The following is a 13611-nucleotide window of genomic DNA, read 5'->3' as shown; positions in this document are numbered from 1 at the left end:
ATGGTGCGACCCCGAGAGAGAATAGAGCAAGATTTGGCAGGACTCGAAGAGGCTTTAGCAGCCTTGAATTTGGAGTTTCGCAGTACCTACGAAGGTTATTTAACGGCGTTGGGGCAAGCGGTGCGGCAGCAGTTAATTTTGGCTTGCTATCACCTTTGCACTCAAGCAGTACCGGAGTCGTTTCTCAAGTTGTCCTTCGATGGGCGGCAAAAAATGCAGCAGTCTGTAAGGGCTTTGGCTGTGGCGTCGGAGGAAAAATTGCGATCGCTGGTGACTGAATCACAAGCAGAGGAAGAAATAGAGAAAGAGAAAGAGAAAGAGGAAGAGGAAGACGAAGAGGAAGACGAAGACGACTTCGACAAAGACGAAGAGGAAGAAGAGGAAGACGAAGAAGACGAACAGGAAGAAGACGAACAGGAAAAAAACCAAGTTTCCGCCATTAACTATCTATTTTCCTTGGCAAATTATCAATTGCCAAGTGCCAATTCCCCAGAAAGTTTGGCACGCTGGCAAAATAGTATTGAAAAGTCGATCGTCCATATACTCAAGCTGCTTTCTCGCGACACCAACCGCTTGCTGCAACAGTCGGGAATCTTGCCGAGTCAATTACCAGAACCGGTTCTCGAAGCTGCTTCTCAAGCTGAATCCTCCGGCGATAGTGTTGCCGGGCCGCCTAACTTATTAAACTTAATCATTGAAACCGATGCCTCATCAGCATCGCGAAAATTGGCGGCAACAACCTTTGGTAGTAGGGCGCTGCACATTACAGCGATTAAACTGCGGCTGTCGGAAATAGAGTTTGCCGATGCGGGAACCTCGGCTTGGCGCCAGCAAATTCGTAACCTCTCTGTAAAGTTGAACTCGCTGGGCCGCGATTACCAGAAAAAGCAGCGGGAACTCGCTGTGGTGGAGGCTGAGTCGGCTTGGCGATCGAGTTGGTTTGAAGATTAGTCAGTTGTTAGTTGTCAGTTGACAGTTGTCAGTTGTCAGTTGGCAGTTGACAGTTGTCAGTTGACAGTTGTCAGTTGTCAGTTGGCAGTTGACAGTTGTCAGTTGGCAGTTGGCAGTTGTCGGGAATTCTTGAGCTATGATTAATAACTAATGACTAATGACTAATGACTAATGACTAATGACTAATGACTAATGACCAATGACTAATGACTAATGACTAATAACTAATGACTGATGACTAATAACCAACCAGAATGGCAGCGATTGCAAAAAGCTCTTTCAGTAGAAGCCGATCGCGGATTTAACGACATCCAAGGCAGTCAATACCGCTTCAGCGAGTTTCTGGGCCTGAGTTTGAGACAGTTGGCAGGTTCTGTGGCGGCTTCTTCGCGCGATCGAGCCAGACAACTAGCCGCTGAATTTGACATCTACCCTCAGAAGGATCTCGAACAGCGCCAGCATTCGATCGCCATTACCGTCAGTTTTCTGAGGCAATTGGAGCAAGTTTGGGAACAAGAAACTCGCCACCAGCAAGAACAAGCACGACAAGTCAGACCCGCAAACGCAAACGCTTCCGAACCAACCGCCCCAGCAGTTTCCGTTCCCCGAACTGCACCCCTGAGTACAGCAGCCGCACCACCAAGCCTGACTCTTGACCAACAGTTAACCCGCGTCACCGGCATCGGCCCCGCCAACGGCAACCGCTTGGTCAAACTTGGTTTATATACTGTATACGACTTGCTTTACTACTATCCCCGCAACCACATCGACTATGCAAAGCAAGTACAAATTCGCGAGCTAGTAGCTGGGGAAACTGTCACTTTAATCGCTGAAGTAAAGCGCTGCAATTGCTTTTCTAGTCCGAAGAATAAGAAGTTAACCATATTAGAAGTAATTTTAAAAGACCGCACCGGAGAGATAAAAATTAGTCGTTTTTTTGCAGGCCCTCGCTATAGCAATCGCGGTTGGCAAGAATTCAAAAAGCGCGAGTATTGTACAGGTGCGGTGCTGGCAGCTTCCGGGTTGGTGAAGCAGGGTAAATATGGAATTACTTTAGAAAATCCTGAGTTAGAAGTATTAGACGACTCCGAGGGTGCGATCGAATCAATGAAAGTCGGCCGCCTGATACCAGTTTATCCGCTGACTGAGGGGGTGGATGCTGGTTCGGTGAGGCGATCGATTTTGGCTGCAATGCCGGCGGCGAAAATGTTGCCAGAATCGCTACCGGAGGATTTGCGCGAGCGTTACGGTTTAATGGGTTTAGCCGATGCCGTGACTAATATTCACTTTCCGCTCGATCGAGATTGTTTGGCCGCCGCTCGCCGTCGCTTAGTTTTTGACGAATTTTTCTACCTGCAATTAGGACTTTTAAAGCGCCGCCAAACCCAAAGAAAAGCTCAAGCTAGTGCAGTCATCCTTCCTACTGGCAAATTGATCGAACATTTTTATGAAATCTTGCCCTTTGCGATGACGAATGCTCAGGAAAGAGTAATTAATGACATCCTCAACGATTTAGCTTCGTCGCAACCGATGAACAGATTAGTGCAAGGCGATGTCGGCGCAGGCAAAACCGTAGTAGCCGTCGTGGCAATGCTAGCAGCAATTCAATCCGGCTATCAAGCCGCTTTAATGGCGCCGACAGAAGTTTTAGCAGAACAGCATTACCGCAAATTGGTAGGTTGGTTTAATTTGATGCACTTGTCTGTTGAACTGTTAACTGGTTCGACAAAAGTAGCCAAGCGCCGAGAAATTCACAACCAGTTAGAAACCGGAGAATTGCCCGTTTTAGTGGGAACTCACGCGCTAATTCAAGATACGGTAAATTTCCATAAATTGGGTTTGGCGGTAATTGACGAACAGCACAGATTCGGTGTACAGCAGCGCGCTAAATTGCAGCAAAAAGGCGAAGCTCCCCACGTTTTGACGATGACGGCAACTCCCATTCCCCGGACGCTGGCGCTGACGCTGCACGGGGATTTAGATGTGAGTCAAATTGATGAACTTCCCCCCGGCAGGCAGGCGATTCAAACCACTGTACTGTCTGCCAAAGAACGCATTCAAGCTTACGATTTGATTCGGCGGGAAGTGGCGAGCGGGCGTCAAGTTTATGTGGTGCTGCCGCTGGTGGAGGAGTCGGAAAAGTTGGATGTGCGATCGGCTATTGAGGAACAAGAGAAACTGCAAAAAAGCGTATTTCCTGAGTTTAAGGTGGGTTTGCTCCACGGCAGGATGAGCAGTGCTGACAAAGATGAAGCAATTTCTAAGTTTCGGGACAAAGAAACGGATATTTTAGTATCTACTACTGTGGTCGAAGTGGGAGTAGACGTGCCGAATGCCACGGTAATGCTCATTGAAAATTCTGAGCGTTTTGGACTGTCGCAACTGCACCAGTTGCGGGGTAGAGTCGGTCGGGGCAGCAACCGTTCTTATTGTTTGTTAATGCCCGGTTCCAAATCGGCGGAAGCTATGCAGAGAATGAAGGTTTTAGAACAATCTCAAGATGGTTTTTTTATTGCGGAAATGGACATGAGATTGCGCGGGCCTGGTCAGGTTTTGGGAACTCGGCAGTCGGGTTTGCCGGATTTTGCTTTGGCGAGTTTGGTGGAGGATCAGGAGGTTTTGGAGTTGGCGAGGGCGGCGGCTCAAATGGTAATTGAAAATGATGAAAGTTTGAATCAGTGGCCGGTGGTGCGGGATGAATTGGAGCGGAGATATCAGCGGATGATGAGTGGGTCGATTTTGACTTAGACGGCGGTTGAAACCGCTTATACAAAAACGAAGTCCGCCTCCGCGGACTGAATAAAATAACGCAATTTAAATCGCCCGGTCTTCAACCTGCGGAGGCAGGTTTTGTTTGTGTAGACGCGGTTTCAACCGCCCGGTCTTCTCCGACCAAAGAAACCGGGTTTTTCAGCTTGGTCTGGGTTATTTTTATCGATTGTAAGGATTCCCGTACTGATCGCACCAAGAATCCTTCGCAGGAATGACGGGGAAGTGTCAAAATTAAGATAGTCCTGCCAGAAACAGGAAAAAGGAAATCCGGCCTGTACTGGCCTTACCAGGCAACATTGATTCCTCGCTTGTCACGCTTGCAGGTGGTCGCCGACGGTTCGTCGCATTTAATCTCAACACTAATTTATGAAAGATCTCACTCGTTATCGAAATATCGGCATCTTCGCCCACGTAGATGCTGGCAAGACCACCACAACTGAAAGAATCCTGAAACTGACGGGTAAAATCCACAAAATCGGTGAAGTTCACGAAGGCGCGGCGACTACTGACTTCATGGAACAGGAGCAAGAGCGCGGTATTACGATTCAATCCGCTGCTACCACCTGCTTCTGGAACGAGCATCAGCTCAACATCATCGATACTCCCGGACACGTCGATTTTACGATCGAAGTTTACCGTTCTTTGAAGGTTCTTGATGGTGGCATTGGTGTGTTCTGCGGTTCGGGTGGAGTTGAACCGCAATCTGAAACCAACTGGCGCTACGCTAACGATTCCAAAGTCGCTCGCGTCATCTACATCAATAAGCTCGATCGCACCGGTGCAGATTTTTACCGCGTTGTCAAGCAAGTTGATAAAATCCTTGGCGCTAAACCGATGGTAATGGTCTTGCCGATCGGCATAGAAGAAAAGTTTTGCGGCGTAGTCGATTTGCTGACCCGCAAAGCCTGGATCTGGGATGATTCCGGCGATCCCCTGAACTATCAAATTAAAGATGTTCCCGCCGATATGGTCGATGATGTCGAAACTTGGCGCGAAAAGTTGATCGAACTGGCAGTCGAGCAAGACGACACTGTGATGGAACAGTATCTCGAAGGCAACGAGCCGAGCCTCGACGACCTCAAGCGCTGCATTCGCAAAGGTACTCGCGATCGGGCATTTTTCCCCACCTACTGCGGCTCATCGTTTAAAAACAAAGGCGTGCAGTTGGTTCTGGATGCCGTAGTTGACTACCTGCCTAACCCGATGGAAGTCACACCGCAGCCAGAAGTCGATCTCGATGGCGAGGAAACCGGCGAGTTTGCGCTCGTCGATCCCAACAGGCCATTGCGGGCACTCGCGTTTAAGATCATGGACGATCGCTACGGTGCTTTAACCTTCACGCGCCTGTACTCCGGTAAGTTGTCCAAGGGTGACACCGTACTCAACACCGCCACAGGCAAAACCGAGCGCATCAGCCGTTTGGTGGAAATGCACGCCAACTCTCGCGAAGAAATTGAATCCGCGCAAGCAGGAGACATTGTGGCGATCGTCGGTATGAAAAACGTCCGCACCGGACACACCATCTGCGACCCCAAAAATCCCGCCACCCTAGAGCCGATGGTATTCCCCGATCCCGTTATTTCGATTTCGGTCAAACCGAAACAAAAAGGCGGCGAAGAAAAAATGGGAGCAGCCCTCACCAAGATGGTGCAAGAAGACCCATCCTTCCACATGGTGACGGATCAAGAAAGCGGCGAAACGATTCTCAAGGGGATGGGCGAGTTACACCTCGACATCAAAGTAGACATTCTCAAGCGCACCCACGGTATCGAAGTAGAAGTCGGCGAACCACAGGTAGCCTACCGCGAGTCGATTACCAAGCGCCTCGAAGACGAATACACCCACAAAAAGCAATCAGGTGGTTCCGGTCAATTTGCCAAAATCGGCTATGTGATCGAGCCTGGTGAAGTTGGAAGTGGCTTCCAGTTTGAGTCAAAAGTGACCGGTGGTAGCGTACCGAGAGAATATTGGCCAGCCGTCGAAAAAGGCTTTGAAAGCTGCATCGACAAAGGCGTCTTGGCCGGATTCCCCTGCCTAGACTTGAAATTCACGCTTCTAGAAGGCGGTTTCCACCCCGTTGACTCGTCAGCAATGGCTTTTGAAATTGCTGCCAAAGCGGCCTATCGGCAGTCTCTGCCTAAAGCAGGGCCTCAGTTGCTCGAACCGATTATGAATGTCGATGTATTCACTCCAGATGATTACATGGGCGACGTGATCGGCGACCTCAACCGCCGCCGGGGGATGATGAAATCTCAGGAGACAGGACAAACAGGAGCGCGGATCAAGGCAGATGTACCGTTGAGCGAAATGTTTGGTTACATTAGCGACTTGCGTACTATGACATCTGGGCGCGGACAGTTCTCAATGTCGTTCTCGCACTATGCTCCTTGTCCGAATAACATCGCTGAAGAAGTGATTAAGGCGGCAAAAGAGCGTCAAGCTGCGAAGTAATGTATTTGACTGCGATGAAATGATTTGTCGCAGTCAATCACCGAGGTTAAAAACTAGAAAACTCTAGTTTTTAACCTACATTCCGCACTTCTTAACATAGTCAGAAGTGCGGAATGTAGGCTCAAAGAAGCGCCAGAGTATCGTGTGCGCTTGAGCCCACATCAATTCATGCCAATATACCTGGGTTCGATCATTACCGTTACCAACTGCTACCTCTACGCTCAACTCAACCTAAGCTCAGAACTGTAATTGCCCTAGCTGACTGCAACAGCTATCTTCAAGATACTTTCATCTTTAGAGTTTTATGATGATTTTATCTGATAGACCTTGAATCTTCAATTCAAGCGTGGGAGAAGCATCACTGTAAAAGACTTCACAGGTGTAACCACTTTCAGGAACCTTGAAAAATAATCGGTTGCTGCCCGATACCTCCACATCTTCAACCTTACCTTTGACGGTGCATTTCTCAGACTCCAAAGTTACTTGCAATATCTTGGATGTATCATCAGTAATAGTTAGCTGCTTCATAGTCTTGATTCTCATCACTTTAAGACGACCTATGTCACGCTGTTCAATGCCAGGGCCTAAAGTTTTCCAATCAGCTTCTCCCTTGACTTCCGTTTTTGATGTCTCTGCTAGTGGAACAGCAAGCTCCGGAAGGTCAGAGACTGAATCTAGATTTATGCTCCATTTACGAGCATTCTCATCAAGTTCGTCCTGTCTTTGCTTAAATTTGCCACCATCTGTGCTTCGCTCGTAGTCTACCTGCTTTTTCTTAGTGGCAATCCAACGCTCTAGTGCAAAATTTCGTAGCTGAGAGTTGGAATCATCAACAAAAAATTTCTCATAAAATTCTAAGCATGGCACAAACTCACCAATTCTCTCCATTGCAGCACCAACTTCTTGTACAGTTAGATGCTGCTGCCAGTCGGAAAAACCTCGAACTGAAGTTATAAAGTTCTGATAACGTTGGCGTTCCGATCGAGCAGTATCTGGTGTAATATCTGAGTAAGCAATTCCACGCACGACTTTAAACTTCAAACTTTTTGCTTCATTGGCATCAGGATGCTTAGCTATTGCTTCTATGGCTTTGATCCACAATTTTCGCTGAATTAAGTAATCAACTAGCTCTTGATGTCCATTCTGGTTTTGAAGGGCTGGTACAACATAGTCTAACCATTGAGATTTATCGGGTTTTCCTTTTCTTTCCCACTCCTGAACAATCTGCTGATTTTCTCCTTCTTTTTGCAGGTATTGTAAGCCTTCGGGAAAACCTTCGACTTCAGCTTTAGCTAAGTTATACTTGCGCTTTTGGGGAACTTCACACAAATCCCAGCAGCGCACAGCACCTTTATAATCTTTTGCTTGGTAGAAAGAACTTCCGGCCACTTCTAATGTTTTGTTATACCCAGCTTTGTGCAAGTCTTGTAATAGATTTCCAAATCGTTGCCATTGCTCACAGGTGAGACTCTGTTCGTTCATCAACTTTATATCAATTTGGCTGGCATATTGCTCGATCGCTGCTTGCCAGGGTTTGCTCGAACGGAATTTTTGCAGTGAGTTGTCCTCATTGCGTTTTTCAAGGAACTCGGTGAATTTATTGAGAACATCGAAAGATTTCGGAGCTTCCTCCATCATGAATTCCACTAAAGAACGCTCTACTGGTTTCTGATTGGGGTTTTCTTCACACCATCGCTTCAATTCTTTCCAACAAGCTCCCTCCCAGAAGCACTTCCAAGCCTCTTCCTTCTTACATAGGTTCAAGAAAAGTTGACCAGCCTCACTAAAATGATTATCGAATTTGAGCGCCCAAGCTTCGCAGAGGTCAACTTCTTTTGTATCTCCTAACACAGAGTAATACGCTTTTGCATTTCTGAGTAACTCTGGGTTTTCCTCTGCCAACCCTTGCTTCTTCATCTGCTTTGCTTGGAGTTCTCGGTTGTCTTGATCCAGGACTTCTAGACTTTGCCCTGTGCTGATAGTTCCGAGTAAATCTGTCCAATCGTGGCGTTTACCAGCTTCCAACTGCTCAAGGAATCCATCGATCCGATCGTCACTAGCCTGCTGCCACAGCAATTCATCTCCTTCTTTTGAGTCAATGACAACCAAATCAGACATCGCTCGGCTAGCCGCAACGTAAAGCTTGTTAAAGTAGTATTCTAACTCTACTGAATCTCTTTGACTATTAGCGTCAAAGTTCCATACAACCTTCGCATCGTATTTTTCTTGAGCCAACTCATGCCCAAATTTGTATAGGATGACCAGCGGGAACTCCAGACCCTTTGCTTTGATGGCACTGTATACGTTCTCTGGCGTTTTTCCCTCCTTGGCTTGTGGAAATAATTCCAAAAGAACTTCATCACTTTTGATATAGTCAATTTCCCCGCCAGCTTCACAGGGTAGAATGAAAATCGGCTTATTGTCGATATGGCTTTTTAAATCGTCTAACGAGAGATTCTGACCAAAAATAAACTTTTGCGGTTTAGAAAAACTGTCTTTTTTGTCCCACGGAGTTTGTGGCTTAATGTCAGGTAGGCCGAAACGAACACAGCGCCACAATTGGATTAAATTGGTCACTTTAACGATAGATGAGCTAGAGCGATAATTAACTTGTAGCTCCTTAAAATTCATCTTTATATTAAGTTTACTTGCTGGATCGAGCCTCATTACAACTTCGTTGTAAAACAATGCCCCGACGCTATCCCAACGAAATCCAGTAGGGTTTAAGGTTTGAAAAGGATCGCCAGCAAAGGTAAAGGGTAGGACAGAAACATAGTTAAATCCAAAATCATATTTAGAAAAAACAGAAAGCTTGACGATGAGTTGCAGTTCTAGTCTCGTAAAATCTTGAGATTCATCGCAAAAAATTGCCGTGTATTCAGAAGAGAAACGTTTCCCTTCTAGGACTATTCTAATTAAGTCTTGATCGTCCCAGTAGCCCTTATCTTCAATTAGCCTTTCATACCATTTCCAAACCGTTTTATAAATTCCTTTGAATGTCTCTTCTGGAATCTTGCGTTGTTCCTCGCGCGGTAATTCTTTATAATCGTCTTCGTTTATATATCCATCAAGAGAGTAGCCTTTAATCAAAGTTCTAATGATGTACCAGCATCGCCCTGCTGAGTAGCGTTTATTTCTTGCTTCTGGGAGTTTAGAATCATTATAAAGCTGTCGAAACTGGTTATAAGAAATGTATTTTTCTGGCTTAAATCGGTCGTATTCTGTAGATTGTAAAAAATTTAATAAAAATTTCTGGAAGGGTTGAAAAAATGGTTCTACATCTGGTGTTTCTGCTTCTGGCGTTTCTCTATCTAATAAAAATTTATGATGAGATTTTAAAAGGCTTTGCACTGAATCTTTAGCTACCTTGAGCAGGCTCTCGCTGTAAGTTAGAAAAAGAGGGTGTGGCTTTTGATAAAAATCATATTCTCCTGCTTGACAAGAGTTCCAGTGGCGATCGCAGTAATCAGCAAAAAGGTGGAATAACATTGTAGATTTGCCACTCCCAGCTCGTCCATTGATAAACATCGGTAGGGAGGGTTTTTGTGGAGTTGAAATAGATTCTAAAATTTGTTCTTCTTCCACTGAGAGAGCTAGATTTGATTCGTCATCTTTTTCAATAGCTAGCCAACTTTCAAAATCTAATAGTAGGTATGCTGGATAAGAACGTCGTGCTAGGCAAGTTAGCTCATCCATACTCAATTGAGCCGGAAGATTATTAACATTTTCACCAAAGTCGGGAGGATCGATCGCCTCTACTACTTCTCTTATAGGGTCATCCGATGGTTTTTCAAGAAAAGGAGCAAGCAAAAATAAAATTTTTCTAGAGGACGTATCTTCAGTAGCAAGAGTTTCGATCCTACTAAACAAAATCGATAACCCTTCCGTGTTGCTATATAACTTTACACGAGAGCAACTTGTGCTTTCATCTTCCACATCATTTTGACTAATAATGTCGAGAATAATATTTTTGAAAGTTTCCCGTCGGTTTTTGATTTTCTCTTGTCCGCACTTTTTCAACCAGTGTCCGCTTTCGTAAATCACCAAGTCTTGAGAGTCTTTACTCCAGCTAGGTAGCTCTAGCCAGACTAACAGATCGTTTGGAAGAGGCTCGCGTTTGTTTGGCTGTTGACAAACCGATTCTTTTTGTTCATTTAGCCATTCCTTAATCTCATCATCATTCAGTAAGGGCTCTAACTTGTCTTGACCAAATTTTTGACGTTTATTTTTGTCTGTAAATTCTTCATACTCTTGACTTTTTCGCTCCAGAATATTTAGTAAGCAGAGAATCTTCTCATTATCTACCTCTTCGATCTTTGCTAATAACCTGTATTTCCCTATTCTTCGCTTCCAGTAAGGATAAATTGGATCGAAGAGATCTAACACTTCGGAGTTATCATAAAGTTCAGTGATTTTAGGTTGAATATAATACTTTTCAGCGTTATCTTGGCACTGCTGTGTAATATAGATATACATAAGCTTTGGGAAAGTTCTTTGGTAAGTATTCAGGTAGTAGCTGACAAAATACCTATACGGCGAATCAAAGACAACTCGTAAGTTCCGCATAGCTAGTAGACATCTCCGAAAGAATACCTTCAACCCTTGCCATGTCTGGGCGGAGAGCGAATTTCCGGAGATATCTAGTAACTATATCACATTTGCAGTATGATACCAAAGTCAGTGCAGAGGCTTTTCCTAGTTGCGCGATTACTTTGGGATTACCCTGCAACACCAGAGAAACACGATCTGTGTCGAAAATCCACGAACAACATAAGCATCCAACACTTCGTTGCGGCTGACTAAAACTAAGAATTCTATATAGTGCAGCACTTCCTGTTTCAGAGAATCTGGCAACTTGACTAGGCTTTCTAGGATGGTGGTTTCTAGCATTAGATAACCTCTCGATCCATAAACTTATGATAACAATTGCCAGTTAAGCTGCTCGATCGCATTGGGGACACCAGGAAGAGTCTAAAAATCACAATTGTAATTTTTTACATTTTAGGATATCTTAGAAAGGTACTCCGTCAATGTGGCGTTATGAGCAGGATAACGATCGAGGTAACAGACGAACAGCACCAGCAAATTAAGGCAATGGCGGCTGTCCTGGGCAAATCTATTAAAGAGTTTGTACTCGAAAGGCTGTTTCCTTCTAACGATCGAGAGGAAGAACAGGCTTGGCAGGAACTCAAAGAACTGCTGAGGGAACGGATAGCGGCGGCCGAACGCGGCGAAGTATCGGCTAAGACATTCAGCCAGGTTTTGGAAGAGAAGCTGGCGGCGATGGGAAAAGTGTAATGCCATCCTACGAACTCACCTCCAACGCAGAAGAGGATTTAGCAGATATTATCGAGTACACCGTTAACAATTACGGCATAGCCCAGGCGCGAGATTACGTTGCTGCGCTGGAAACCTGTGCTGAAAACCTTGCGGGTAGCCAGGGCTTCTATCGGGATCTGAAAAACATTCATCCCCGTTTGCGCGTAACCCGATGTCAGCACCATTATATTTTTGGCATCATGAGATCGGGAAGTCCGATGGTGGTTGTTGCTATTTATCACGAGCGGATGGATGTGCTGCAACGCCTGAGAACGCGCTTGAAAAACCCACAAGAAGGATAGCTGCGATCGCCCTTTAAAGAAAATCGAATTTCACTACAATAAATCTCGATCGGCTGGAAAAAGCCGGACTGCTGTATCGAGAACGCTGTCCGATCGATCGGCGCGGCACCTATGCGGTGCTGACTGAAGCGGGATTGGCAATGCAACAACAAATGTGGACGGTTTACGCTGAAGCAATCGCAGAATACTTTGCCTGTCACCTGGACGATCGAGAACTTCAGGTGATGCAGCGAGTGCTGAAGCGAATGCTTGCCGGAGTAAGTCAGTAAGGGCGAGAGTGGCGATCGAAGTAGCTGCGGAAGCAGAGCAAGTTGCCAGTATATCAATTAAGGTCGATCGCCCCTATTTCTCCTCAGTCCGCGCAGGCGGACTTTGTTTGACAAGAAGCGATTTCAATCGCCGAGTTTCAATCACCGATTTTCTGTCTATTCCCCCGCCAAATCAGCTATAACTTTCTCCACAACTCGATTTAGCTCAACAGAATGAGAAGCTTTAAATAAAATCCGATCGCCCTTTTCGACAAATCCCAACAACCGCTTTGCTAAATCTTCCCGCCCATCCTTGGCTGTAATATCTCCTATCTCCACAAAAGGCAAACCCGCAGCGCCCGCAGCCATCGCCGCCGCTTCCTCAAAATCAGCAAAAACAAACAAAGCATCCAGATGCAAATCTCGCGCCGCTGTTCCCACTTGTTGGTGAAATTCGATCGCCCTGTCGCCCAATTCCTTCATCGTTCCCAACACCGCAATCCGGCGCTTTCCGGGAGTATCTGCTAACAGTCTCAGGGCCGCCAACATCGACTCCAAACCAGCATTGTAAGTCTCATCCAGAATCACAATATCCTGCGGCAAATCGTAGCGGCGTGCCCGTCCATCCGGTAGCTGCACAGACAAACCTTGCTTTAAAACTTCCCAATCAATACCTAAAACTTTTCCTACCGCCAAAGCCGCTAAATAATTTACAGCATTGTGGCGTCCCGGCAGCGGCAGCGGCAATTCTATACCATCTATAAGTATTGTATCATTAGTGAGCAATTCTCCGCACAAATCCCCGCCTTCTAAACCGTAACTTAAAGTTTTTCCCTGCCAAACTTCGGCTGCCGTTGCGATTAATCTGTCACAATCGTGATTGAGAATAGCAATGCTATCAGCAGGCATTTCGGCTAACAGTTCGCACTTAGCTTGGGCGATCGCCTCTTCGGAACCCAATCGCCCGATATGTGCCGTTCCTACATTAGTAATTACCGCAACAGTAGGACGTGCAATTTGCGACAGCAGCGCAATTTCCCCTAGTCCGCGCATTCCCATTTCAATTACAGCATAATTGTGTGCGGGTGAAAGCTCCAACAGAGTTTTTGGTACTCCAATTTCATTGTTGTAGTTATATTGAGTTTTAAGAACATTTCCCCTGGTTGACAAAACCGCTGCAATTAACTCTTTAGCAGTAGTTTTACCGACAGAACCAGTAACAGCAACTATAGGTATACTGAATTGGTCGCGCCACCAGCGAGCGATCGACTGATAAGCTTTTAAAGTATCGTCAACGCGCAACAGCGGAAAATTCGGCAGTTCCTGTTGCCAATCTCGATCGACAATCGCTGCTATCGCCCCCAAATCCCTGGCTTTTGCCACAAATTGATGGCCGTCAAAATTGTCTCCCCGCAGCGCCAAAAATACCTCGCCCCCTTCAAGAGTGCGCGTATCTGTGGCAATACCTGTCCCTACAACTGTCAAAACGTCGTCAGGCACAGCAGGCAAAGGTACAGTTAAAATTTCAGCAAGTTGGGCGATACTTACGCGACAAACCATAACCAGCA

Annotated in this window: 9 protein-coding genes; 6 read left to right on the top strand and 3 right to left on the bottom strand. The window is 46.0% G+C overall.

Annotated elements, in window-relative coordinates; genetic code table 11:
* From QT992_RS09525 to fusA, 3 genes are all read left to right on the top strand, one after another.
* Entirely contained in the window at nucleotides 1–951 is a 951-nt protein-coding gene (locus QT992_RS09525; protein ID WP_333322422.1) for a hypothetical protein, read from the top strand.
* Nucleotides 952–1185: 234 nt separating this feature from the next.
* Nucleotides 1186–3699, top strand: coding sequence for an ATP-dependent DNA helicase RecG (recG, locus tag QT992_RS09520; protein ID WP_333322420.1), 2514 nt, complete (start codon nucleotides 1186–1188; stop codon nucleotides 3697–3699).
* 390 nt (nucleotides 3700–4089) lie between these two features.
* Nucleotides 4090–6174, top strand: coding sequence for an elongation factor G (gene fusA, locus QT992_RS09515; RefSeq protein ID WP_333376901.1), 2085 nt, complete (start codon nucleotides 4090–4092; stop codon nucleotides 6172–6174).
* 294 nt (nucleotides 6175–6468) lie between these two features.
* Here the strand turns inward: fusA and QT992_RS09510 are convergent, their stop codons facing one another.
* On the bottom strand, nucleotides 6469–10650 hold the full coding sequence (locus tag QT992_RS09510) for a hypothetical protein (RefSeq protein WP_333376899.1): 4182 nt from the start codon (nucleotides 10648–10650) through the stop codon (nucleotides 6469–6471).
* 231 nt (nucleotides 10651–10881) lie between these two features.
* A complete protein-coding gene (locus QT992_RS09505; protein ID WP_333376897.1) occupies nucleotides 10882–11064 on the bottom strand; it encodes a DUF2281 domain-containing protein in 183 nt (60 codons plus the stop codon).
* Nucleotides 11065–11214: 150 nt separating this feature from the next.
* Here QT992_RS09505 and QT992_RS09500 point away from each other — a divergent pair, with 150 nt between their 5' ends.
* The 3 genes from QT992_RS09500 (at nucleotide 11215) to QT992_RS09490 (ending at nucleotide 12064) form a co-directional block, all read left to right on the top strand.
* Complete coding sequence (locus QT992_RS09500; protein ID WP_333376895.1) at nucleotides 11215–11472, top strand: antitoxin; 258 nt, start codon at nucleotides 11215–11217, stop codon at nucleotides 11470–11472.
* Entirely contained in the window at nucleotides 11472–11795 is a 324-nt protein-coding gene (locus QT992_RS09495; protein ID WP_333376893.1) for a type II toxin-antitoxin system RelE/ParE family toxin, read from the top strand. Before QT992_RS09500 ends, QT992_RS09495 begins: the two co-directional genes overlap by 1 nt.
* A 140-nt stretch (nucleotides 11796–11935) precedes the next feature.
* Complete coding sequence (locus tag QT992_RS09490; RefSeq protein WP_333376891.1) at nucleotides 11936–12064, top strand: hypothetical protein; 129 nt, start codon at nucleotides 11936–11938, stop codon at nucleotides 12062–12064.
* Between the two features lie 156 nt (nucleotides 12065–12220).
* On the opposite strand, the gene QT992_RS09485 is transcribed toward QT992_RS09490, so the two are convergent.
* Nucleotides 12221–13603, bottom strand: coding sequence for a UDP-N-acetylmuramoyl-tripeptide--D-alanyl-D-alanine ligase (locus QT992_RS09485; RefSeq protein WP_333376889.1), 1383 nt, complete (start codon nucleotides 13601–13603; stop codon nucleotides 12221–12223).
* Nucleotides 13604–13611 lie beyond the last annotated feature (8 nt).

Source organism: Microcoleus sp. T3_D1 (assembly GCF_036700405.1).
Lineage (GTDB): Bacteria > Cyanobacteriota > Cyanobacteriia > Cyanobacteriales > Microcoleaceae > Microcoleus.
The sequence above is the reverse complement of the archived record's forward strand: the minus strand, read 5'-3'. Positions and strand labels throughout refer to the sequence as shown.